The organism is Halomonas urmiana (assembly GCF_005780185.1).
Lineage (GTDB): Bacteria > Pseudomonadota > Gammaproteobacteria > Pseudomonadales > Halomonadaceae > Halomonas > Halomonas urmiana.
This window is the reverse complement of the sequence record NZ_VBUI01000011.1, coordinates 96,691-119,455: the sequence shown is the minus strand read 5'-3', so window position 1 is coordinate 119,455 and position 22,765 is coordinate 96,691. Positions and strand designations below refer to the sequence as shown.

Here is a 22,765-nt window from a genome sequence, read left to right as displayed (position 1 = left end):
CTCCATGACGTTTCCCCGATACTGTGGTTCCGGCAACTTAACGACGGCTTAAGGCGCGCGATAAAGTGAGGCTGATGCCAGGAGGGCGCTCAGGGGGCGGGGGCCGCGGCCCCCAGGAAGCGCTCATGCCAGTAGTCCAGGGCGAGGGAGGTCCGGGTGACCCGGCGGCCGCGCCCCGGCGCGTGGATCATCTCGCCGTCGCCCAGGTAGATGCCGACGTGGCTCGCCTTGCGGCCTCCGCCGGTGGCGAAGAACAGCAGGTCGCCGGGGCGTGCCTCGTCGACGCGCGGCAGGGCCTCGAACTGCGCCCGCGAGGTGCGCGGTACCCGGATGCCGGCGCGGGCATAAGCCCGCTGCACCAGGCCCGAGCAGTCCAGGCCGCGCTCGCTGGTGCCACCAACGCGGTAAGGGATGCCGAGGGAGCGCTTGGCCTCGGCGAGGATCACCGCGCGATCGATGGAGAGCGCGCCCGGTTCGTCACGGGTGGCGAGTTCGCGACCCGCGCAGCCCGTCAGCAGCCAGGCGATCAGCAGGCCGGTCAGCAGCCGGATCGTGCCGTCCGTGGCCGATCGCCGGGCAGACATCAGCGAAAGGCGATGCGCGTGCCGCTGGCCAGCATCTCGTCCGGCGAGAGGGCATGGCCCGGCACACCGATCATCTCGTCGCCGCACTGGTCGCCCCAGGTGAGCACGCCGTGGGTCAGGCCGATGCCGCCGAGCAGGTCGCGGATCTCGCCAGTGCCCAGGAAGGTGCGGGTCTTGCCGTCGGCATCGGAGAGCTCCGAGACGTCGTTGGCGTGGTGGAAGCGCACGGTGTAGATGCCATCCATCGACTCGACCTCGACGATGGGCGTCAGGCCGTGGGCGACGGCGTTGGCGATTTCCTTGAGGGTGACGTGATCACCCAGCTGGTAGGCCGCGATGGTCATGGGGAGGTGCCTCCTTCGTTGTCATGGCGTTGTACAACTAGTGTAGAAGGTTGTTGGGCCACTTCAAGGGACGTTCGCGACAAAATGCCGACTGGCGAGACCGGCGCGTCACTTCTGTACATGTTGATCGATGCGAAGCGAACCGCACGCCTGCCGGGGCTGGAAAAGCCCGCCCGTCGTCCCCACCTCCTGTATTCTCGTCACCATCTCGGCATCGTGCCGCCATTTTTTCACACGATGGTGTGCACCTTCGTCTTCGCACCTTCGTTATCGCACATGAGGAGTCCCGCATGAGTTTCCAGGGAGAACAGCACCCGGGCGTCCAGGCCCCCACGGCCGAGAGCCACGGCTTTCGCCTCAATCACACCATGCTGCGCATCAAGGACCCCGAGCGCGCGCTGGCCTTCTACACCCGCGTCTTCGGCATGCGGGTGCTGCGTCGCCTCGACTTCGAGGAGATGCAGTTCTCGCTCTACTTCCTGGCGCGCCCGGAGGCCGGAGAGCAGATTCCCGAGGCCAGTGACGAGCGCACCGCCTGGACCTTCGATCAGCGCGGCGTTCTGGAGCTGACCCACAACTGGGGCACCGAGACCCAGGACGACTTCGCCTACCACGACGGCAACGCCGACCCCCAGGGCTTCGGTCACATCTGCTTCAGCGTGCCGGACCTGGCCGCCGCCGAGGCATGGTTCGACGCCAACGAGGTCGAGTTCGTCAAGCGCGCCGATCAGGGCAAGATGAAGGACGTGGTGTTCGTCAAGGACGCCGACGGCTACTGGATCGAGGTGGTCGAAGCGGCCCGCATGGCCGGCAAGGGCGACTGAGCACGGGGCGCTTCGTTGGCGGCGAAACGTTGCGAGGTCGCGCCAGGGGGAATAGGGTCATGACACCATTCCCAACGGCATGACCTGCCAAGGAGTCCCGATGAACCTGCCTCTTCGTCCCCTGACACTGGCCCTCGCCGGCACCCTGCTGGCGGCCCCGCTGGCCGTGACCGGCATGGCCCAGGCCGCCGAACCCGAACAGGTGCGCTTCTCCGTGCCGTCCTGGCCGGGCGTCACGGTCAAGACCTCCCTGGCCGCCACCCTGCTCGAGACCCTGGGCTACGAGGTGGCCCAGGAGGAGCTGGGTGCCACCATCACCTACGAGGCCCTGACCCAGGAAGAGGTCGACGTCTTCCTCGCGGCCTGGCTGCCCGCCCAGCAGGCCATGTTCGATAGCACCATGGAAAAGGGCACGCTGGTCGACCTGGGCAACAACGTCGAGGGGGCGCGCCTCGGTTTCGCCGTGCCGACCTACCTCTACGAGGCCGGCCTCACCTCCGCCGAGGACCTGGACAAGCCCGAGTTCGCCGACAAGCTGGACCGCACCATCTACTCCATCGAGGTGGGGACCGGCATGAGCGACACCCTCAACGGGGCGGTGGACAACGACACCTACGGCCTGGGGGACTGGGATATCTCCGAGACCTCCACGCCGGGCATGCTGAGCGCCGTGGACAACGCCCTCAATCGCGAGGAGTGGATCGTCTTCGCCGGCTGGACCCCGCACTGGATGAACATCGAATATGATGTGAAGTACCTGACCGACACCCAGGACATGTGGGGCCCGGAGGGCGGGCGCAGCGACGTGCGTACCCTGGTGTCCACCGCCTTCAGCGAGTCCAACCCCAACGCTACTCGCCTGTTCGACCAGCTCAGCTTCACCGCCGATGATCAGAGCGCGATGATCCGCGGCTTCAGCTACGAGGAGCGTGAGCCCGAGGAGGTCGCGGTCGACTGGATGCGCGACAATCCCGCCAAGGTCAAGGCGTTCCTCGACGGCGTGACCACTCGCGACGGTGAGCCGGCCTGGCCGGTCGTGCAGCAGGCGCTGGAGATTCCCGATGCCTGATCCCCGCCGGCACGCGTGACACAACGAGGCCGCCCTTTGGGGCGGCCTCGTTGTCGTTCGGGCCCGCCAAGCGTCGAATCCGTCGAAATCCTGCCTAACAAGGTGATGGGCAAGCGGCTGCGCCGTTTGCTGCTGGAAGAGGCGTTGAAGAAGCAGGAAGGGGCCTGAATAGTCCCAGGCTGTTGGGGTCAGTGGGTGAGATCCGGCTCACCGCAATGGTCCAAAATAAACTGGCGCGCCCTTGAGCGCAGCGCTAGAGCTTCTTCCCAGAGGCGTTGCGGATCATCTGTCGAAAGCGAGGCATCGGGCTCGATGGGCTCGCCGACCGTAACGGTGATGGCGCCGTGGTGCGGAAACCAGGAGCCGGCGCGTAAAATGGAGCGGGTGCCACGTATCGCAACCGGCACCACCGGTACCCCGGCCTCGGCCGCGGCGGTAAAGGCTCCCAGGTGAAATGGCTGAAGCCCGGGTATGCGACTGAAAGTCCCTTCGGCGAAAAACAGCAAGCGCTGGCCGGTCTTGAGGTTTTCGCTGAGGCGTTGCGCATCCGCCACGGTCTGGCTGATGTCGAAACGTTCGATCAGTTCGGTGTCTAGCTTTTCAAGCGGCAGGCGTAGCAGACGTTGTTCTCCGAGTTCGGCCTTGGCGACAAAGCCGAAAGGCTTGTCGATCGCCGCGCCCATGACGAAGGCGTCCAGGTAACTCGCGTGGTTGGCGACCAGTACGCAACGCTCGGGGATCGCGGCCAGGTTTTCGGCCTGTTGGATTGTCAACGGCGTGCGCGTCCACTTCGCGAGCAGGCGGGTACTTTTCTGTACGACCTTCCAGCGCAGCCGCTCATTGGGCGCCGTGACGATCCCCAGCCAGGTGAACGGCGATAGCGTCATGAAGACCGTCCAGCCGTAAAGCGCATAAAGGGAGGTTTGGATGCGGTTGGCGACCATCCTTAACTGAGGCAGCAGCGCACTGAGCGCGAGGCGTGCGATCTGGAGGAGAAGCGGTTTGCGTTTCTGGCCGATGTCGCCCTTCTCATACATCTGTCGGCTGGCGTTGCGGCGGATCTTGCCACTGGAGGTTTTTAACACGCTGCCCGGCGGGGCCAGTACCACTTCGTCGGAAGGGGTGCCGATCAGGTCGGAGGCGGTTTCATTGACCCGCTGGCGCAGTCGGTGGCGTTCCTTGACGTCGGTGATGGGCGTCTCCGCTAGGATGATGAGCCGTTCGGTGCCACTCTTGGGATCGGTCGATCCGAAAATGGCGACACAGCCTTTGCGGATGCCTTCCAGGTTGCCGATCGCTTTCTCGAGTTCGTCCGGATAGATATTGCGCCCGGCGCGGATGATGATGTCTTTAATACGGCCGGTGACGTAGAGCTCGCCCTCGGCAATGTAGGCCAGGTCGCCGGTATCAAGCCACTCGCCGTCGAAAAGCTTGCGGGTTTTTTCCGCGTCACGGTAGTAGCCAGAGGTGGAGGAAGGGCCGCGGAACTCCAGGCGGCCCGTTTCGCGTTCGGGCAGTTCTTTGCCAGCCGAGTCGACGACCCGGATTTGATGCCCTTCGAGAGGGAGGCCGCAGGAGACGAAGCGTAGCGCCGGGGTTTGCTCATCTGCGGCTGGCACGGCTTTGTTACGGCGCATAAAGGGCTCGCGCTCAATCCGGTCGATCACGGCGCCGCGATGCATCGGCGGAATGGTGACGCCGACCGAGGATTCAGCCAGGCCGTAGACCGGCGTCATCGCCTTGGTATCAAAGCCGTAGGCGCTGAAGTGTTCCGTAAACGCTTCGAGTGTTGTCGGGCTGATCGCTTCGGCGCCGTTGAAGGCCGCGCGCCAAGAGCTCAGGTTCAGGTCATTGAGATCGCTGTCCTGCAGCCGGTGGAGTGCATATTCATAGCCGAAGTTGGGGGCGGCGGACAGCGTACCGTGATGGCGTTCAATGGCGCGTAACCAGCGCTCGGGATTACCCAGAAAGCTCAACGGCGACATAATGACAAGCAGCGCCGCGAAGTAGAGGGTGCCCAGCCAGGCACCGATCAGCCCCATGTCATGATAGAGCGGAAGCCAGCTGACAAAGACGTCTTCGGAGGAGGCGTCGAGGGCATCGCCCATGGCGCGGATATTGGCCAGAAGGTTGGCGTGGGTCAGAATGACCCCTTTGGGGTTGCCGGTGCTGCCGGAGGTGTATTGCAGAAATGCGATGTCCTGTCCATTGAGCACGGGGGGAATCCCTTCGCCAGCAAAGCTCCGAAGCTCCGTTGCCGTGAGGATTGCTCTGAGGCTCGGAGCCAGGCTCTTGAGCATCCGCGCGGCCTCTTCTCCTTCGGGGAGGGTAATCAGAATAGGCGCACCGCAATTCTCAAGAATGCGAACGTGACGGCGTATATGCTCCTCAATCTGCGTCGGGCGAGCGGGAGGATAGATGGGCACGGGAATGCCGCCGGCCAGCAGGATGCCGAAAAAGCTGTAAAAATAGTCCGCTCCCGTTGGCAGCATGATCGCCACCGGTTCGGCTTTTTCCAGGCCCCGTTCCTGCAAGGCTCCAGCCACTTTCAAGGCGCCCCGGTAGAGCTGGCCATAGGTGATCTGCTCGCCGTTGCCATCATCCTGATAGAGCTGGATGTGAAGGCGTTCGCCATGTCGTCGGGTATGCCATTCCAGCAGTTCGACCAGGGTTTCCACCTCTTCCGGATGGATCGTTTCTTTCAATGTTGAGTGGGGCTCAGGAGGGGGCGCTTGGGGGGCGTGAACGGGTTTTGAAGGCTGGAAGTTTTGGAGTACCCGTAAAAGGTCTCTGGGAGTCTGGACTTCCGCAAGGGTGCGTTCGGGTAGGTTCAGGTTGTAATTCGATTCCACCCGCGAGATCAGCTCAACCCGAGAGAGGCTATCGAGCCCCAGATCGGTTTCGAATTGACTGTCCAGGGTCAGATGTTCCGGGGCACGATGATGTGGATGGACCTGTATCATCAGCTCGGTGATCAGGTTCAGCAGTCTTTTTTCACTGATCCCGGGGTGCTTATGCTCCCCGAGATTTTTTTCCTTCAAGGATGGCGCCATAATAAATTCATCATAGCAGATATTGACCGGCGGGAGGGTGGCCGAATATTCGGACAACCAAGAAGCGTTTTAGCGCAGTGTCTCGCGCACCTCCCTGGCAGTCTGGCCGGCGTCCACTTTCATTAGCAGCAGTGCGCCGAGAATGAAAAAGACGGCGATGGAAGCGATCGCAGCGCGTGAGTCTTCGGTCACCAACGCAACCACTGCTAGCAGCAGCGGGCCGAAAATAGCGGCGAACTTTCCCAGGAAGTTGTAGAAGCCAAAGAACTCCGCTGCATAGCCTTTGGGGATCATGCTCGCATAGTAGGAGCGACTCAGTGCCTGAATTCCGCCCTGCACCAGCGCAATCATCACCGCCAGCATATAGAATTCGTGTACCTCGGTCATCATGACCGCAAGCACAAGAATGACCAGATAGAAGCCGATGGCGAAGAGCAGGGCGTTTTTGGTGCCCCAGAAGTCGGCCAGTTTGGAAAAGGCGAGCGTGGCCGGGAAGCCGACGAACTGGACAATCAGCAACGCCAGAATCAGGTCGTTGGATTCGAAACCGATCGACATGCCGTAATCGACCGCCATGCGAATCACCGTACCCACTCCGTCGATATAGAGCCAGTAGGCGATTAGAAAGAGCACGAGTCCCTTGAAGCCGGCGATGTTGCGGAAGGTCCTCGCCAAGCGTCGGTAACCATCTTTCACTACGGTCAGCGCATTTTTTGAGATCATGTGGCGGCGCTCCTCCTTGACGAAGAAGAGCAACGGCAGCGAAAACAGCGCCCACCAGACGGCCACGGAAATGAACGAGGCCTGAACCGCCTGGGTGGTATCGGCTAGGCCGAAGCTCTGCGGCGACTGCACCATCCAGACATTGATGGCGAACAAGACACCGCCGCCCAGATAGCCCAAGGCAAAACCGAGCCCGGAGACCGTGTCGAAGGACTTCTCCTCCGATACCGACGGTAGCAGCGCATCGTAAAAGACATTGGCGCCCATAAAACCGATATTGCTGCCGACATAGAGCAGCGCGGCCAGCTCCCATGCGCCTTCGCTGACCAGCGCCAGACAGGCGGTCATTAGAACGCCCAGATAAGAAAATAGGTACAAGAAGTGTTTTTTCATCCCGCCGGCATCGGCGATCGCGCCTAAAAGTGGGGCGAGGGTTACGATGATGAGACTGGAGAGGGCGTTAGCAAACCCCAGTTGCGCGGTCGAGGTGGTCACTTCGGCGGAGACGCTGAAGTACTCCTTGAAAAAGATCGGGAAAAAGCCCGCCATTACGGTGGTGGCGTAAGCCGAGTTGGCCCAGTCGTATAGGGCCCACGAGTAGATGGATGTTCTATTCATGTGGCTAGTTTAGCGAAAACGAGAAAACGTTGGGGCCGGTGTTGAAATACAGCGAAGGGATAAAGCGGGATGCGCCCTCACGCCTTCACTGAGAGCAAAGAAGGGTGACGCCTTGCCGTCAAGGTAATACGTGATGTGTAGGGTGTCTTGAAGCAGGGTGGCGATCGCCGTGCGGGTGCCCTCGAGCCCCTGGATCATGTCGAAGAAGCCCACCAGGCTGCCCTGAACGCTGACATCGCGCACATGGGACACCATCAGCGTCGTGTCAGGGCTTGCGCATGGCGGCGAGCCGCTGTCCTTTAAGGCTCAGTAGCCGGTCATCTCGAGGTAGCCCTCGCCCAGCGGGGTGCCGTCATCATGATCGGTCACCCGCACTTCGCCCTCCCAGTAGCTCACCGCGGTGGCCATCCAGCGCTCGGCGTGGGGTGCGGCGACGATCAGGTCGAGCCCGCGGCGCGGGAGCTCAAGCCGCCAGCGGATGGGCATCTCGCGGCCCGCCACCGGGCGTCGTTCCAGTGGGGTCAGGCGCAGGGCGTCACCCTCGAGCGGCGTGGCCTCCCCGGCGGGCGTGATCCAGGTGCCGGAGAGATAGTCGCCGCCCGCCTCGCCGCCGCCGCGCAGGCGAAAGGCCATCAGCTTGTGGCCGTCGGCGAGGTGCAGCGAGAACCAGTCCCAGCCGGTCTGGTCCGGGCCGAGCAGCTGGCTGCTCCATTCGCGGTCGAGCCAGGCGCGGCCGCTGACGGCGCGGGTCTCGCCCGCCAGGGTGACCTCGCCGGCGACCTCGAAGAAGGGCTGGCTTAAGTAGATCGAGCCCTGGCCGTCGGCGGACTTCTGGCTGAAGCCGGCCTCGCCGTGGCGCACCAGCGGACCGCGGGCCGCCAGACGCAGCCGATAGCCGAAGGCGTCATCCCCCGCCCCGGCGTGGGCACTCACTCGCAGCCGCTCCAGGGCGTCTTGCCGGGGATCCTCGACGCGGCTCTCCATCGTCCAGTCGTCGAGCCAGGCACGAAAGGGCCGGGCGGTGACGCCGGCCTGGTCCTGCTCGGGCGACGCCTCACGGGAGTTGCCCCGGGCGAAGCGCTCGGCGACCCGGTGGACCTCACCCCGGGAGACCGCCATGTGCGCCATCCACAGCTGCTCGGCGGCCCAGGGGCCGGGCGACTCCTGACGCTGTCCGCGCGGTTGCTGGGCCTGGCGGAACAGCGTCCACTGCACGCCCAGCGCTTCACCGTTCGCGTCCTCCAGGTTGGCGGTGAGGTACCACCACTCCAGGCGGTAGTCGGGGTGGGGGCCGTGATCCTCGGGGAAGCGCAGCGGGGTGCCCGGGGCGGCGGCAACGAAGCCCTCGGCCTCGCTGCCCAGCCCGGCGAAACCCTCGGCCGGCGGCGGCGCCGGTTCCCCGCAGCCCGTCAGCAGGGTGAGGAGAGAGCCGAGCAGCAGGCCGATCAGCGGCCATCGCGATGTTCCGATCGGGGGGCGTCTCATGTGGTCTCCTCCTCGGCCAGCAGCGCCCGCGGCGGGGTACGCCAGAGCGTCAGGGACGGCAGGCCGGCCGCCAACAGCGCCACCACCAGGGCGGTGGCCAGGGTCAGCGCGATCTCGCCGGGGAAGACGTGCAGGGGCAGGCGCCAGCCGAAGGCGGCGACGTTGATCACCGCCACCAGGCAGGCCGTGATGGCGATGCCCAGCGGCACGGAGAGAAGTCCGGTCACCAGCGCCGCGCCGCCCAGCTGGGCGAGCTGCAGCCCTACCAATTCGCGGCGCGGCACGCCCAGCGCCCACAGCGGCGCCAACCGGCGGCGACGTTCCCGGGCCTGGGCGAGCAGGCTGGCGAGCAGCGCCAGGGCGGCCACGGCCAGGGTCAGCGCGTTGAGGGCCCGGGTGATGGCGAAGGTGCGCTCGAAGATCTCGGTGGAGAGCGCCTTGATCCGGCGCTGGTCGAGCACGGCCTGGTCGTCCAGATCGAAGCGCGCGGTCAGCGCCCGGGCGAGCGGGTCGGCGATGTGTCCCTCGGCGAGCACGATGCCGATCGATCCCGGCGGGGCGTCGAAGCGCTCGCGCAGCCGGGCCGCGGTCAGCAGCACCTCGCCGCGGGGATTGCCGTAGTCGGGATAGATCGCGGCCACGATGACCTCCTCGCGGCCTCGGCCCCCCGGGGCCTGCAGGACGAGCCGGTCGCCGGGGGCAAGGCCCTGGCCCAGGGCCAGCTGCTCGTTGATGAAGGCCTCGCCTTTCGCGAGGGCGGCCCAGGCCGCGTCGCGACCGGCCAGCGTCTCCAGCAGCGGCCAGCTCGGGGTGAGGCGTTCGCCCGGGGTGATGCCGAAGAGCGTCACCGGCAGGCGCAGGGGCCGGGGGGGATCGCTGTCGGCCGTGATCTGCAGCAGGGTCGCGTCGGCCTCGGCGGTGGGCAGCAGCTCGGCCACCGCGTCGCGGCGCTCGAGCCAGGCCTGCACCTCGTCGAAGCGCTCGGCCGGCGGGCGCAGGTAGAGATCGGCGGCCAGCCGCTGGTCCAGCCAGTCGAGGAAGGTCAGGCGAAAGCCGCCGACCATGCTGCCGACGCCGAGGTTGGCGGAGAGCGCGATCACGAGTGCCATCATCGCGAGCGACAGCCGCGGCAGCTGCAGCTGCAGGTCGGCCAGGGCCCACTGGGTCAGGGGGCGGTGGCGGGCGAGGCGGCCCAGCCCCGCGAGCCCGGCGGCCAGCAGCGGCGACAGCCACAGCGCGCAGGCGAGCATCAGTGCCGCGATCATCACGAAGCCGGCGACCAGCCCCTCGCCGGGCGGCTGGGTGGCGAGCCAGGCCCCCGTGGCCAGCGCCAGCAGGGCGGCGAGGCCGCCGGCGACGGCCTCGCGTCTCAGCTGGCGCTGGAAGCCCGCGCGCCAGGCCTGGGCCTGGCCGAGCTCCAGCACGCCGAGCCGGGCGGCCCGCCACAGGGTGGCGCTGCCGGCGACTGCTAGCCCGCCCAGGGTCACGCCGAGTCCGCCGAGCCAGTAGTGCCAGGGCAGCTGTAGCCGAGTGCCCACCGCGGCCCCATAGAGGCCCTGCAGGGTGGCGGCCACGTCCGGCAGCAGCGCATGGGCCAGCCAGACGCCGCTGGCGATGCCGGCCAGGGCGCCGATGAGGCCGAGCAGCACGAGCTCGAGGGCCAGCACACCGACCAGGGTGCGCCCCGGCACCCCCAGGGCGCGCAGGGTGCGCAGCAGCCCCAGGCGCTGCTCCAGCGCCAGGCCCAGCGCCGCTTGGACGATGAAGAGCCCGACGATCAGCGCCAGCAGCGCCATGGCGGTGAGGTTGAGGTGAAAGCTCGCGGTGAGCTCGCCGGGGTTCGCCAGGGTCTCGGCGCGGACCAGCCGATAGCCCGCGGGCGCCGCGTCCAGCGCTCCCGCCTCGGCCATCAGCCGGCTGAGGATCTCGCCGCTGCCGAGCAGCCGCGCCGCGGCGGCGATATCCATGACCAGGGTGCCCGGCGGCAGGCTCGGGGCGAGGACCAGCGGCGGCAGCGTCTGGCCGTCGCCAAGTGTCGGGGTGGCACCGGAGGCCGTTGATGCCTCGAGCCCTAGGCGCTCAGTGGTGGCCGGCGCCAGGCGGGTCTGCCAGGGCGGCGTGAAGAAGGCGGTGAGTTCGCCGCCACTGCCGGCGGTGGCGAAGGCGCTGTCGCCGGGCAGGGTCAGCGGGTCGATGCCGATCACCGTCAGCCGCTCGTCCGTGACGCTGACCGCCTCGCCCTCGAGCAGCGGCGAGACGTCGACCCCGGCCCGGCGCAGCGCGACGAAGTCTCCGCGCGAAAGCGCCTCGCCGTCGCGTCGCTCGAGGCGATCCAGGCCGCTGGTGAAGAGCGCCTCGGCCCGGGCGTAGCTCTCCTTGGCCGAGGCGTTGATCGCCTGCACGCCGCTCCACAGGGCCCCGGCCACCCAGAGCCCCAACAGCAGCATGGCCAGCTGGCCGGGGTGGCGGCGATAGTGGCCGAGCAGGGTGGCCAGGGCGACGAGCATCAGGCGCACGGTTGGCGCTCCGCCGGGCGGTGTGGCGCGAGCTGGCCGCGGGAGAGGCGCAGGCAGCGCGACAGTGGCGCGGCGACCCGCGGGCTGTGGGTGACCATCAGCAGGCTGCAGCCGGCCTCGCGCACCAGCGCCAGCATCAGCTCGAGGACCTCGCCAGCGCTCGTCTCGTCGAGGTTGCCGGTGGGCTCGTCGGCCAGCAGCAGGGCGGGGCGCGGCGCCAGCGCGCGGCCGATGGCCAGGCGCTGCTGCTGGCCGCCGGAGAGTTGCTCGGGGTAGCGTCGTTCCAGCCCGCCCAGGCCCAGTCGCGCGATCAGCTCGGCCGTCCAGTCGGGCCGCTCGCGGCCGGCGAGGCGCGCCTGCAGGCGCAGGTTATCGCGCACGCTGAGGCTCGCCACCAGGTGGAACTGCTGGAACACCAGGCCCAGGGTCTCGCGGCGCAGCCGTGCCCGGGCCGGCTCGGCGAGCGACGAGATCGCGCATCCGGCGAGGCGCACCTCGCCGCGGTCGGGCAGGTCGAGCCCCGCGGCCAGGTGCAGCAGGGTCGACTTGCCACTGCCCGACTCGCCCATCAGCGCCAGGCTCTCGCCGGGCGCCAGCTCGAGGTCCACCCCGGCGAGCACCTCGAGGGGCCCCTGGGGCGTGGCATAGGCCTTGGCGACCTGGCGGAACTCGAGCATGGCGATGTCCTGGCGAAGGGCTTGGCTCGATGTTACACAAAACGGCCGCCATCCGAAGATGGCGGCCGTGTCGATGCTCTGGGCGTGACCTCAGTCACCGGGGCCTCAGTGCGTGTGGTCGTGAGACGCCTCGTCCTCTTCGGTATGGTCGTGAGCGTCGCCATCCTCTTCATGGCCCGGCTCGGCCAGGGCGTCGTGGAGCACCCGGGCGTTGTGATGCAGCATGCCGAGCCAGTTGCTGGCCTCGCCGTCGGTCGCCAGGGCGTCGGCGTAGAGGGTGCCGGCCACCGGCAGGTCGGTCTCCTCGGCCAGCTGGTCGATCATCGCCGGGCTGGTCATGTTCTCGTGGAACAGCGCCCGGACGTTTTGCTCGCGAATCACGTCGATCAGCCGGGCCATGTTGGCGGCGCTCGGCTCGCCCGCGGTGGAGAGCCCCTGGGGTGAGAGGAAGCGCAGGCCGTAGGCGCGCGCGAAGTGGCCGAAGGAGGCGTGGCCGGTGATCACGCTGGTGTCGGCGGGAATCTCGTCGAGCAGTGCGCGGAGCTCATCGTCGGCGGCGTCGATGGCCGCCAGGTAGCGCTCGGCGTTGGCCCGGTAGGCGTCGGCGTGGGCCGGGTCGGCGGCGATCAGGCCGTCGCGGATGTTGCTCACGTAGACCTCGCCCAGGCCCAGGTCCTGCCAGGCGTGGGGATCCGCCCCGCCATGGTCGTGGCCACTATCGTCGTCCTGGTGGGCTGGGTCGTCTGCATGGGCGGCGTGATCGTCGTGGCCCTGCGCCTCGACGTGGGGCTCGTCATCATGGGCGCCGTGGTCGTCGCCCTCGGCAAGGTGCGACATGAGGCCGTCGGTGGCCACCACCAGCGGGCCCTCGAAGTCGCTGGCATCGATCAGCCGCTCCATCCAGCCCTCGAACTGCAGGCCGTTGAAGACCACCAGGTCCGCCTCGGCGAGCCGGCGGGCATCGTTGGGGCGCGGCGAGTAGACGTGGGCATCACTGTCCGGCCCGACCAGCGCCGCCACCTCGACGTGCTCGCCGCCGACGTTGTCGATCATGTCGGCGAGGATGCTGAAGCTGGTGACGACCTGGACGCGCTCGGTGGCCAGGGCGGGGAGGGCCAGCAGGGTCGTGGCCCCGGCGAGCAGGGCGAGAGGGCGGGAGAGGCGCATGGCGGGCTTCCTTCGTTGGGGGAGTCAGTCGGGTTCGGGGGCGCCCAGCGGCATGGCATGGCGGCGCCAGCGGGCGGTGAGGCTGTGGTGGCGGCCGAACAGGGCGGAGAGCACGTAGCCGAGGCCGGCCAGCAGGATGATGGCCGGACCCGAGGGCAGGCTTAGGTGATAGGAGAGCAGCAGGCCACCGGTGCTGGCCGCAAGCGCCACGCCGATGGCGATGGCGATCAGCCCCTCCAGGCGCTGGCTCCAGAAGCGTGCCGTGGTGGCGGGCAGCATCATCAGGCCCACGGCCATCAGGGTGCCGAGCGTCTGGAAGCCGGCGGTGAGGTTGAGCACCACCAGGCCGAGGAAGGTGCCGTGGACCAGGCCGCCGCGCACCCTCTGACCGCGCAGGAAGAGCGGATCGAGGCACTCCACCACCAGGGCGCGGAAGATCACCGCCAGGATGATCACGATCAGGCTGCTGATGCCGGCGATCAGGATCAAGGCGGTGGAGTCCACGGCCAGTATCGAGCCGAACAGCACGTGGGTGAGATCGACGCTGCTGCCGCCCAGCGACACCAGCATCACCCCCGCGGCCAGCGAGATCAGGAAGAAGCTGGCCATGGCCGAGTCCTCCTTGTGGCCGGTCATCTGTGACACGCTGCCGGCGAGCACTGCGATAAAGAGCCCCGAGAGGATGCCGCCGAGGCTCATCATCGGCAACGAGAAGCCGGCGGCCAAAAAGCCCAGCGCGACGCCGGGCAGGATGGCGTGGGCCATGGCGTCGCCGATCAGGCTCATGCCGCGCAGCATCAGGAACACGCCCAGCGGCGGGGCGGCCAGCGACAGCGCCAGGCCGGCCACCAGGGCGCGCTGCATGAAGCCGTAGTCGAAGGGGGCGATCAGCCAGGCGTCAAGCAGTGCCAGCATGGGAAACATCCGGAAAGGTCAGGGGCAGGCGCGGCGCGCGGGGCGCCAGGCCGCTGTGGTGGTCGAGCAGGGCGTCGGGGCGCACCCAGCGGCCGTGGCCGCCGGCGAGCAGCAGCACGTCGTCGGCCAGGCGGGCGAGCTGCTCCATGTCGTGGAGCACCACGATGATGGTGGTGCCTTGACGGGCCATGTCGCGCAGCACCTCCATCAGCACCTCCACCGTCTCGATGTCGACGTTGGCGAAGGGCTCGTCGAGCAGCAGTAGCTCGGCCTCCTGCATCAGGGTGCGGCCGAACAGCGCGCGCTGGCGCTGGCCGCCGGAGAGCGCGCCCAGCGGGCGGTGCGCCAGGTGCGAGATGCCGAGCTTGGCCATGATCTCGCGGCCGCGGCGGTAGTGGGGACCGCAGTAGCCTTTCAGGGCGCCATGGCTTGGCCAGGTGCCGGTCATGATCAGCTCTTCCACGCTCATCGGGAAGGTCAGGTCCAGCGCTAGCTGCTGGGGCAGCCAGGCGCGGCGCTCGCGGGGCACCGCGCACTCGACCCGGCCGGCGACCGGCTCGAGCATGCCCATGATCGCCGAGATCAGAGTGCTCTTGCCGGCGCCGTTGGCGCCGATCAGCGCGGTGATGGCGCCGTCCATGAAGCGCCCGTCGAGATGCTCGAGGACCGTCTGGCCGCCGCGGGCCAGCTGGAGGTCGTGCAGTTGCAGGCGCGCCATCAGGACCACCACCCCGCGGCCCAGGAGACCGCCAGCCACAGGGCAGCCAGCGGCGCGGCGGCCAGCAGTAGCCGGCGCGCCGCGGAGAGCGACATCAGCGAGAAGTGGCAGGGCCCTTCGGGGCGGTGCCGGTGGTGTCGGTGTGCCATGGGGGAGCGCCTCCGGGAATGCGGCAAAGGTTATAACATAACAATGCCCGCCCGGGCCACTGCCCGTCGCGTGCCGTCAGAGCCCCAGGGCGCGGCGGATCACCTGCCGCTTGGCGCCTTCCAGGCGATCGGCCAGCGCCACGGCGGTCGCCGCACCGACCATGCCGCCGCCCACGATGATGGTATCCAGGATCTCATCCATGTTTCTCTCCCAGCACATACGCTTCGATGGCGGGACAGCCACCGCCTACGATACCGACTTCACCATGACATGGAGTGACCATGACCGCGACGCGTTCCGCCCCGGTGCTGTGCGGCTGGCTGGCGCTGGTCGTGCTGGCCGCCTTGACCGGTATCGCCACCCCGCCCGGCGACTGGTACGCCGCCCTGGCCAAGCCGCCGCTCACGCCGCCCGACCTCACCTTCCCCATTGCCTGGAGCACGCTCTACCTGCTGATGGCGCTGTCCGCCTGGCGCGCCACCCTGGCCGCCCCGCCCGCAGCGCGCTGGTTCACCCTCTGGCCCTTTGTCGCTCAGCTGGCCGCCAACGCCCTGTGGTCGGTCCTGTTCTTCGGCCTGCACTGGATGGGCCTGGCGCTGCTCGACCTGCTGCTGCTGTGGGGGCTGATCGCGCTGACCATCCGCCGCTTCGCCCGGGTCTCGCCAACCGCCGCCTGGTTGCTGGTGCCCTACCTGGCCTGGGTGAGCTTCGCCGCCTACCTCAATGCCGCCACCTGGTGGCTCAATGGCGGCGGCTAGACGATGATCGCCGTGCCGGGATGGCTGGGGTGGAGCCTGCTGCCGGCAGGGCTGGCACTGCTGCTGCACCTCTTTCATCGGCGGCTGCGCATCAGCTTGGCCGCGCCGCGGGTGCCGATCGCGTGCTCGCTGGACGAGCACGGCGTGACCGGGGAGACGGTGACCCTTCCCACGCGGCGGGGTAGGGCATTGGTGGGCTGGTGGCTTCCGGCGACCCCGGGCCGGGGCACGGTGGTGGTCACCCACGGCTGGGGCGCCAACCGCGAGCTGATGCTACCGCTGGCGACGCCGCTGCAGGCAGCAGGCTGGAACGTGCTGCTTATCGATATGCGCAACCACGGTGACAGCGACGCCGATAGCTTCTCCTCCATGCCGCGCTTCGCCGAGGACACCGACGCCGCGCTGGACTGGCTGCATGCCCGGCCCGGCATGTCCCAGCGACCGGTGGCGCTCCTCGGCCACTCGGTGGGGGCCGCGGCGGTGCTGCTCGTCGCCTCACGGCGCCACGATATCGCCGCCGTGGTCAGCCTTTCCGCCTTCGCCCACCCGGATGGCATGATGCGCCGCTGGCTGGCGGAGAAGGGCCTGCCGTTCTTTCCGGTGGGCTGGTATGTGATGCGTTATGTGGAGCGGGTGATCGGCCATCGCTTCGATGACATTGCGCCGGTGAACACACTGCCCAAGGTGCGTTGCCCGGTGCTGCTGGTGCACGGCCGCGACGACGCGGTGATTCCGCCCAGCGACGCCGAGCGGCTGTATGCCAGCCGCGGCGCTGCGCCCGCCGAGCTGCGCCTGCTGCCCGGCGACCATGACCTCAGCCAGCATATCGACGAGGAGATGCCCGAGCTGCTCGCCTTCCTCGAGAGGGCCCTGGCGCCGGATAGGCGCGAGTGCCGGCTCGCCTAGGAGCCTGTCGGATTTGACCGATCGTCGCGAGAGATTCGGATTTCGAGACAAGTTTATCGATCTGATGAGGCGAATAGCGCGCTATTTAACGAATCAGATCGAATGAAATTGGCCGAAAGATCGGATCTCGCAGTAGATCAGCGTTAAGTCCGACAGTCTCCTAGACGGCGGGCTTGCGGGCGATGAACTGCACCACGGCACCCAGGCCGCTGTGGCCGCGGCCCTCGATCACCTGGCGGTCGAACTCGCGGCTCGAGAGGATCTCGAAGTCGGCGAAGGCCGCTTCCAGCTCCGCTGCCGTGGGGGTGCGGTCCGGGGTGTCGGGCCCGCCGGTGTCCCGCGGCACCTGGGCCGGGGTGTAGGCCTCCAGGATCAGCATGCCGCCGGGCTTGAGGGTGTGCGCCACCTGGGCATGCAGGTGCGGGCGGCCTGCCTCTGCCACATGGCAGAAGATCGACACCACCGCATCGAAGGCCTCGGCGGGGAAGGTGTGCTCGGAGAGGTCGGCGAGGCGGGTCTCGAGCGGCACGCCCTCTCGCTCGGCCAGCCGGGCCGCCTTACGCAGGCCGACCGCCGAGGCATCCACGGAGAGCACCCGGTGGCCGAGTTTGGCCAGGTAGACCCCATTGCGCCCTTCGCCATCGGCTAGGCACAGCACCCGCTTGGAAGGCTCGCCGATCAGGCCCACCTGCTCGCGCAGGAAGTCGTTGGGCTCGGTGCCGTAGATATAATCGTCGGTGGCGTAGCGCTCATCCCACATGGCAGCCTCCTAAATGTTGTTATGAATATAGCCATCGAGAATACCAGTCGCCGGGAGCGGCGTCTGCGGGGTGCGCGGTGCTACGCTTGAGGCTTATCACGCGTCACGGATGATCGTCGCCATGCCCGCCTTGCGCTGTTCTCATCGCTGCCTCCTGCCGCTCCTGCTGCTGGCCGTGACCTTCGGCCTCGCCGGCTGCGATGGCCCCGGCCTCGACCATGCGCCGCCGCGGCCAACCGCGCCGGAGAGCCGCCTCTCCGGCGAGGCGATGGTGGGCCAGGCCGATGTTGCCAGTGCCGCTCGCCCGGCCGACGGGTCGGGTGAGGCGCCCGACGCCCGCATCGAGGAGCGGCGCCATTACAACCTGCAGTTCGATGAGGCCGATGCCCTGGTGGCCGCTTACCGGGAGACTCAGGAGGCCTGTGTGGCGAGCGAGCACTGCCGGGTGGAGCAGGGGCGCCTGCAGACGCCGCGGCAGGGCCTGGCCAGCGGCTACCTGGCCCTGCGCGTGGCCCGCGATCGGGTGGAAACCGCCGAGCCGGTCAGGCTCGTCGCCGAGTCGCCGGCACTCAGTGGCGTGGAGATCAGCCGCCACGACCGTACCCAGCAGTTCATCGATACCGAAGCACGGCTGGCCCAGCAGAAGATACTGCGCGAGCGCCTCAAGGAGCTTGCCCAGCAGGGGCGGGAGTTCAGCGAGCGGCGCATTCAGGACCTGCTGCAGGTCGAGCGCGAGTTGGCCAGGGTGCAGGGCGAGATCGAGTCCATGCAGGGCCAGCAGCGTCACCTTGCCCGCGTGACCGACAGCGTGGCGATCACCGCCAACTTTCAGCAGCAGCGCTGGGTAGAGCCCCACCAGCATGGTGTGCTGGCGCCCCTGTGGCGGGCGCTGGACCGCAGCCTGTCGGTGTTCTTCGAATCGGTGGGCCAGGTGATTCTGGTGGTGGTGTTCCTCACCCCCTGGCTGGTGATCGGCCTGCCCGTGCTGTGGCTGCTCAGCCGGCTATGGCGGCCGGTACGCCGCGCCTTCTCTCGTCTGGGTGATAAGCGCCGGACGCGCAGCAAGTCGGACGATGCCTAGTGCCTTTACCGACACGTGATCGGGTCGTGCCCGGCCTCTGTCCCGTTCGAGAAGGCTGCCGGGCATCTGCTACGTTGAGGGTAGTCAGACGAGACGTGGTCAATACGGCCCGGCCGTTTGGCCATCGCCGTCTCAGATGCCCGCCAGGCTCCGCCCCGACGCGGCCATTTGCGGGATGATCGGCCAGAGAACACCTTTATCGCGGCATACAAGCAGGAGGTAGGTGATGAGTATCTGTGCAACGTGCGGTAATGAATACGGCAACACCTTTACGGTCAACAAGGACGGCCAGAGTTTCGATTTCGACTCCTTCGAATGCGCCATCCACAAGCTGGCGCCGTCGTGTGCCCGGTGCGGCTGCCGAGTGGTGGGCCACGGTGTTCAGCATGGCGATACGGTCTATTGCTGTGCCCACTGTGCCACAGGCGCCGGCGATGCCGGGCTGGTCGACCATAACTGACGCATGACCGCTGGCGGAGCGCCCGTCCGTCACCCGGGGTGACGCGGGACGCCGCCTCGAATGCTCTCCGCTTCTGGGCGCTTCGCGCCTACGCGGGGGTTGCACCCGACTCACCGAACTCCTCGGTATCGACTTCCGCCTGCTGGGTTTCGTCGTAGCGCACCCCCGCCACCTGATCGGGGGGCATCATGGCGTTCAGCCGGGCCACGGTGTGCGGTGCCAGGGGGGTGGTGCTCTGCCGCCAGGTTCTCGCGCATGTGATCGATGTTGCGCGACCCGGGAATCGGCAGAATCTCATCGCCCTGGGCTCGCAGCCAGGCCAGGGCCAGCTGGCCTGGCGTCATGCCCCGTTCCTCCGCCAGTGCCGTGAACGCCTCGAGCAGGCGCAGGTTGTGGGCATGGTTCTCGGCGCTGAAGCGCGGCATGCCCCGACGCATGTCGTTCTCCTCGAGGCGCGCGGGATCGTTGACCGCACCGGCCAGGAAGCCGCGCCCCAGGGGACTGAAGGCCACCAGCGCCGTGCTGGCCTCACGGTAGGCCGTGATCAGGCCGATCGGGGGTGGCGGCTTCACAGCGAATACTCGGACTGCACCGCCGCGATGGGCTGTTCCGCCCGGGCGTGAGGTATGATAGCCGACCGTAAACATGACAGGGACCTAGGGAGCGCTAGGCATGGCCAAGCTCGCTTTTCTCTCCTCGCGCTACCGCGTGCTGCTGGCCGGGGTGTTCAGTCAGATTCTGTGTATCGGCGTGGCGCGCTTCGCCTATACGCCGCTGCTACCGGTGATGCAGCAGCCTGGGCTGAGCGACGCTGCCGGCGGCTGGCTGGCGGTGCTCAACTTCCCCGGCTACATGTTGGGCGCGCCTGGACATCGCACCGGGCGAGCCTCGTCTACATGGTGTATGTCGCCCGCCGCCAGTAGAGAAAAGCGGCTCGGGAGGTGTCATTTCCAGTAGACGACAAACCGCGCATGATGGACCTGCGGCGGCCTTGCTCTCGCACGCTGCTCCGTTAGCCATTACCGCCATCACAGGGAGAACCTCCGTATGTCCGAACGCGTGATCCTCACCACCTCCTCGCACCTCGAGGGCTACCGCGTGACCGAGCACATCGATATCGTCTCCGCCGAATGCGTCTTCGGCATGAATATCCTCAAGGACATGTTCGCCGGCTTCCGCGATTTCTTCGGCGGGCGCAACAAGTCGTCCCAGGACGCGCTACGCGATGCTCGGGTCTCCTGCCTGGACGAGCTGCGCCGCGAGGCCGAGTCGATGGGTGCCAATGCCGTGATCGGCATCGACCTCGACTACAGCGAGATTTCTGGCGGCGGCAAGTCGATGCTGTTCCTGGTGGCCACGGGCACTGCGGTGAAGGTCACCCGGGCCTGAGTCGGCCACGGAGCAGCCAATGGCCTTCCACAATCCCGACCCGAAGATGCGCGCGCTGGAACAGCGCAACGCCCGGCTGCGCGCGGCCCTCTTCGCCAAGGTGTTCCGCGGCGCCTGGTATGGGCTTCGCCGGGGCGTTCGGCACCTGTCGAGAATGCGACCCGGGCGACGCCAGTGCCGGATACCGGCCTGCCGCCGACGCTAATGCAGCGGCCAAGCGGTTGCTGCAACTGCACCGTTGGCCGCGTAGCTGCACATTGTCCGGCTTTCGAAAGATGTCAGGCGGTCATCCACAGATTGCTTGATGATGCTCGTCTCAGCCAGGGACTAGACTCAGTAGTTGTGATGAGGCAATAAGACTCAGCTACCTTGTATAAGACTCAATGAATCCGAGGCAGGTGAGGGACCGTGGGATCAGGCCGAATACTGAAGTCGGCGGAATGGCCGCAGCTGGTGGGGCGGCTGTTAGCAGGTCGCCATGCCTTTCGGGGCGGCATGATCGTGCTGCTATTGAGTCTGGGGACCGGGATTGTCTATGCCTCCGGGGGGACGGCGTATGCCTATCCCTATCTGATGCTCATCCCCGTGTTGCTCGCCGCTTCCTGGTATGGCTTGCCGGGCGGCCTGGTGGCCGCCCTGGCCGCCGGCATCGCGATGGCGGCGATGCCCCTGAATGTCGAGCTGGATATCGAACAACATTACACTAACTATCTGTTGCGCATCGCGCTTTACTTGCTCCTGGGCGGTGTCGCGGGGTGGTTGTTCCAGTCGCGTCGCCAAGCGTTCCTTGCCCACCGGGACCTCGCCCGCACCGATCAGCATTCGGGCCTTGCCAACCAGATCGCGCTCCGTGAAGACCTTCACGAGCTTTTATCTCCCCTGGTATCGCCCGCCAAAACGGTCGGGGTGATCAAGGTGAAGATCACCGATATAGCGGACGTTATTGAGGCGCTGGGCTTCGAGGCGGCCGATCAACTCATCGTCGCCATGAGTCAGCAGCTGAGCCAAGTGGTTCGTGGCTGGGGCCAGGTCTACCGCATCAGCCCCGATGAGCTGGCCCTGGTCGTGCTGGATATCGAACCGAGTGATCTCTATGCTATCAGCCAACGGCTCCTTGAGGTCGGCGAAGAAAGCCTGCCGATCCATCAGGTGCCCGTTCGCGTCCAGTTGGCGATAGGCAGCGCCATCGCAGACAATGGCCGCAAGACGATGGCGGAGCTGCTCCGAGAAGCCCGCCTCGCGCTCTTGGCGTCCATCCGCCAGCGGCAAGGGCATATGCATTTCAGCCCGACCTTCGACCAACGCTCTCTAGAGAACTTCAAACTGATCGGCCGGGTGCGAGAGGCGTTGGCCGAGAGAGAGTTCGAGCTGCATTACCAGCCCAAGATTCGTCTGGCCGATGGCCAAGTCTGTGGATGCGAAGGCCTCATCCGCTGGCGGGGGGATCATGGCAGACTGATTCCCCCTGGGCAGTTTATGCCCAAGGTGGAAAACACCTCTCTCATTGGTCCACTTACCCACTTCGTTACGCAAGCCGCCGGGGCGTTTTCCCTGCACACGGGGATAGGGAGCGTGATCAGCATCAACCTGTCGGCACATAATCTGTACGACGAGACATTTTATGAGCTTCTTCAAGAGCTTATCGAAAATGCCAGTGTGAAACCGGATCGTCTAGAGGTAGAGCTCACGGAAAGTGCCTTTATCAGTGACCTCGGCGCGGCACGCGCTGCCATACAGCGCCTTCGTAATCTCGGCATCGGCGTGAGCATCGATGACTTCGGCACCGGCTTCTCCTCGTTCGAGTACTTGCAGCACCTGCCCATCACGGGCCTCAAGATCGATCGCGCCTTCGTGACTCACCTAAGCGATGATGAGCAAGCGCTTAAGCTGATGGCCTGCATGATCGATATCGGGCACGCCCTGGACCTGGTGGTCACCGCGGAAGGCGTGGAAACCCAGCAGCAGGCCGAGATCCTGCGCCGACTGGGCTGTGATCAGGCCCAGGGGTTCTACTACTCACCGGCCCTCCCGGCCACGGAGTACCATGCCTGGTGCCAGCAGTATGCGGCAACGGGTGACCTCCCCCAGGTTTAGGTCCGCTCACAATGTGAGAAACCGCTGCTTCATGCGCACTGCTCGGCATACGCTACAGGTGGCAAATAGCCCAGCGAGCTGTGCGGTCTGACATGGTTGTAGTGGGCTCTCCCGCCGCGACGGAGGGCCTGGACGCGCTGCGCCGCGAGACCGAGTCGATGGGCGCCAATGCCGTGATCGGCATTGATCTCGACTACAGCGAGATCTCTGGCGGCGGCAAGTCGATGCTGATCCTGGTGGCCACGGGCACCGCGGTGAAGGTCACCCGAGACTGAGCCGGTCGCGGAGGAGCTGATTTTCAATGGCCTTCCACAACCCGAACCCGAAAATCCGTGAAATCGAGCAGCGCAACGCCCGGCTACGCGCGGCCTTCTTCGCCAAGGTGTTCCGCGGCGCCTGGTATGGGCTTCGCCGGGGCGTTCGGTACTTGGCGAGTAAACGGCCCGGGCGACGCCGGTGCCGGTCACGGTCCTG

General features: G+C 66.8%; 24 protein-coding genes and 2 pseudogenes. 10 read left to right on the top strand and 16 right to left on the bottom strand.

Features of this window, described 5'->3' with window-relative positions; all coding sequences use genetic code 11:
- Positions 1–89 precede the first annotated feature (89 nt).
- Together FEI13_RS08830 and FEI13_RS08825 are read right to left on the bottom strand one after the other, a co-directional pair.
- The gene (locus FEI13_RS08830; RefSeq protein ID WP_138181171.1) at positions 90–584 is read right to left on the bottom strand and encodes a C40 family peptidase; all 495 of its coding nucleotides are present in this window, start codon (positions 582–584) and stop codon (positions 90–92) included.
- On the bottom strand, positions 584–928 hold the full coding sequence (locus FEI13_RS08825; protein WP_138181170.1) for a hypothetical protein: 345 nt from the start codon (positions 926–928) through the stop codon (positions 584–586). The genes FEI13_RS08830 and FEI13_RS08825 overlap by 1 nt, the downstream gene beginning before the upstream one ends.
- A gap of 290 nt (positions 929–1,218) precedes the next feature.
- Here FEI13_RS08825 and gloA point away from each other — a divergent pair, with 290 nt between their 5' ends.
- Together gloA and FEI13_RS08815 are read left to right on the top strand one after the other, a co-directional pair.
- On the top strand, positions 1,219–1,752 hold the full coding sequence (gene gloA / locus FEI13_RS08820; RefSeq protein WP_138181169.1) for a lactoylglutathione lyase: 534 nt from the start codon (positions 1,219–1,221) through the stop codon (positions 1,750–1,752).
- Positions 1,753–1,852: 100 nt separating this feature from the next.
- Positions 1,853–2,821, top strand: coding sequence for an ABC transporter substrate-binding protein (locus tag FEI13_RS08815; RefSeq protein ID WP_138181168.1), 969 nt, complete (start codon positions 1,853–1,855; stop codon positions 2,819–2,821).
- 188 nt (positions 2,822–3,009) lie between these two features.
- Here the strand turns inward: FEI13_RS08815 and FEI13_RS08810 are convergent, their stop codons facing one another.
- From FEI13_RS08810 to FEI13_RS19645, 11 genes are all read right to left on the bottom strand, one after another.
- Positions 3,010–5,931 carry an AMP-binding protein gene (locus FEI13_RS08810; RefSeq protein ID WP_204758380.1) on the bottom strand — a complete coding sequence of 974 codons (2,922 nt, stop codon included), beginning with the start codon at positions 5,929–5,931 and terminating at the stop codon, positions 3,010–3,012.
- Positions 5,932–5,943: 12 nt separating this feature from the next.
- Positions 5,944–7,215, bottom strand: coding sequence for an MFS transporter (locus tag FEI13_RS08805; RefSeq protein ID WP_138181167.1), 1,272 nt, complete (start codon positions 7,213–7,215; stop codon positions 5,944–5,946).
- Between the two features lie 9 nt (positions 7,216–7,224).
- Positions 7,225–7,458 (bottom strand): hypothetical protein, encoded by a 234-nt coding sequence (locus FEI13_RS08800; protein ID WP_138181166.1) that lies wholly within the window; start codon positions 7,456–7,458, stop codon positions 7,225–7,227.
- A 63-nt stretch (positions 7,459–7,521) separates the two neighbouring features.
- Positions 7,522–8,700: a lipocalin-like domain-containing protein gene (locus FEI13_RS08795; RefSeq protein ID WP_138181165.1), complete on the bottom strand. Its 1,179-nt coding sequence runs from the start codon at positions 8,698–8,700 to the stop codon at positions 7,522–7,524.
- Complete coding sequence (locus tag FEI13_RS08790) at positions 8,697–11,207, bottom strand: ABC transporter permease (RefSeq protein WP_138181185.1); 2,511 nt, start codon at positions 11,205–11,207, stop codon at positions 8,697–8,699. The genes FEI13_RS08795 and FEI13_RS08790 overlap by 4 nt, the downstream gene beginning before the upstream one ends.
- Positions 11,207–11,893, bottom strand: coding sequence for an ABC transporter ATP-binding protein (locus FEI13_RS08785; protein ID WP_138181164.1), 687 nt, complete (start codon positions 11,891–11,893; stop codon positions 11,207–11,209). Before FEI13_RS08785 ends, FEI13_RS08790 begins: the two co-directional genes overlap by 1 nt.
- Positions 11,894–11,998: 105 nt before the next feature.
- Positions 11,999–13,060 carry a metal ABC transporter solute-binding protein, Zn/Mn family gene (locus FEI13_RS08780; RefSeq protein WP_138181163.1) on the bottom strand — a complete coding sequence of 354 codons (1,062 nt, stop codon included), beginning with the start codon at positions 13,058–13,060 and terminating at the stop codon, positions 11,999–12,001.
- Positions 13,061–13,084: 24 nt separating this feature from the next.
- Positions 13,085–13,975: a metal ABC transporter permease gene (locus FEI13_RS08775; RefSeq protein ID WP_138181162.1), complete on the bottom strand. Its 891-nt coding sequence runs from the start codon at positions 13,973–13,975 to the stop codon at positions 13,085–13,087.
- The gene (locus FEI13_RS08770) at positions 13,959–14,693 is read right to left on the bottom strand and encodes a metal ABC transporter ATP-binding protein (protein ID WP_138181161.1); all 735 of its coding nucleotides are present in this window, start codon (positions 14,691–14,693) and stop codon (positions 13,959–13,961) included. Before FEI13_RS08770 ends, FEI13_RS08775 begins: the two co-directional genes overlap by 17 nt.
- Positions 14,693–14,842 (bottom strand): hypothetical protein, encoded by a 150-nt coding sequence (locus FEI13_RS19165; RefSeq protein ID WP_166462127.1) that lies wholly within the window; start codon positions 14,840–14,842, stop codon positions 14,693–14,695. Before FEI13_RS19165 ends, FEI13_RS08770 begins: the two co-directional genes overlap by 1 nt.
- Before the next feature lie 76 nt (positions 14,843–14,918).
- On the bottom strand, positions 14,919–15,044 hold the full coding sequence (locus FEI13_RS19645; RefSeq protein ID WP_275668723.1) for a hypothetical protein: 126 nt from the start codon (positions 15,042–15,044) through the stop codon (positions 14,919–14,921).
- An 80-nt stretch (positions 15,045–15,124) separates the two neighbouring features.
- Between FEI13_RS19645 and FEI13_RS08765 the strand changes: the two genes are divergently transcribed.
- Positions 15,125–15,601 carry a TspO/MBR family protein gene (locus FEI13_RS08765; RefSeq protein ID WP_138181160.1) on the top strand — a complete coding sequence of 159 codons (477 nt, stop codon included), beginning with the start codon at positions 15,125–15,127 and terminating at the stop codon, positions 15,599–15,601.
- Positions 15,602–15,604: 3 nt separating this feature from the next.
- Positions 15,605–16,507, top strand: coding sequence for an alpha/beta hydrolase (locus tag FEI13_RS08760; protein WP_138181159.1), 903 nt, complete (start codon positions 15,605–15,607; stop codon positions 16,505–16,507).
- A gap of 160 nt (positions 16,508–16,667) precedes the next feature.
- Here FEI13_RS08760 and FEI13_RS08755 read toward each other — a convergent pair whose 3' ends face one another.
- Positions 16,668–17,267 (bottom strand): SAM-dependent methyltransferase, encoded by a 600-nt coding sequence (locus tag FEI13_RS08755; RefSeq protein WP_138181158.1) that lies wholly within the window; start codon positions 17,265–17,267, stop codon positions 16,668–16,670.
- 121 nt (positions 17,268–17,388) lie between these two features.
- On the opposite strand from FEI13_RS08755, the gene FEI13_RS08750 reads away from it, so the two are divergent.
- The gene (locus FEI13_RS08750) at positions 17,389–18,348 is read left to right on the top strand and encodes a DUF4349 domain-containing protein (RefSeq protein WP_158294530.1); all 960 of its coding nucleotides are present in this window, start codon (positions 17,389–17,391) and stop codon (positions 18,346–18,348) included.
- 226 nt (positions 18,349–18,574) lie between these two features.
- The gene (locus FEI13_RS08745; RefSeq protein WP_138181156.1) at positions 18,575–18,808 is read left to right on the top strand and encodes a hypothetical protein; all 234 of its coding nucleotides are present in this window, start codon (positions 18,575–18,577) and stop codon (positions 18,806–18,808) included.
- Between the two features lie 110 nt (positions 18,809–18,918).
- On the opposite strand, the gene FEI13_RS08740 is transcribed toward FEI13_RS08745, so the two are convergent.
- Positions 18,919–19,380, bottom strand: coding sequence for an aldo/keto reductase (locus FEI13_RS08740; protein WP_338035079.1), 462 nt, complete (start codon positions 19,378–19,380; stop codon positions 18,919–18,921).
- Between the two features lie 100 nt (positions 19,381–19,480).
- On the opposite strand from FEI13_RS08740, the pseudogene FEI13_RS08735 reads away from it, so the two are divergent.
- From FEI13_RS08735 to FEI13_RS08725, 3 genes and pseudogenes are all read left to right on the top strand, one after another.
- A pseudogene (locus tag FEI13_RS08735) lies at positions 19,481–19,672 on the top strand (YbfB/YjiJ family MFS transporter); the annotation flags it as partial.
- A gap of 183 nt (positions 19,673–19,855) precedes the next feature.
- Positions 19,856–20,197, top strand: a complete 342-nt coding sequence (locus tag FEI13_RS08730) for a YbjQ family protein (RefSeq protein ID WP_138181155.1) — start codon at positions 19,856–19,858, stop codon at positions 20,195–20,197.
- A 495-nt stretch (positions 20,198–20,692) separates the two neighbouring features.
- A complete protein-coding gene (locus tag FEI13_RS08725) occupies positions 20,693–22,291 on the top strand; it encodes a putative bifunctional diguanylate cyclase/phosphodiesterase (protein ID WP_138181154.1) in 1,599 nt (532 codons plus the stop codon).
- 29 nt (positions 22,292–22,320) lie between these two features.
- Here FEI13_RS08725 and FEI13_RS19730 read toward each other — a convergent pair.
- Positions 22,321–22,377, bottom strand: a pseudogene (locus tag FEI13_RS19730) (hypothetical protein); the annotation flags it as partial.
- Between the two features lie 6 nt (positions 22,378–22,383).
- On the opposite strand from FEI13_RS19730, the gene FEI13_RS08715 reads away from it, so the two are divergent.
- The gene (locus tag FEI13_RS08715; protein ID WP_138181153.1) at positions 22,384–22,566 is read left to right on the top strand and encodes a heavy metal-binding domain-containing protein; all 183 of its coding nucleotides are present in this window, start codon (positions 22,384–22,386) and stop codon (positions 22,564–22,566) included.
- Positions 22,567–22,765: the final 199 nt, after the last annotated feature.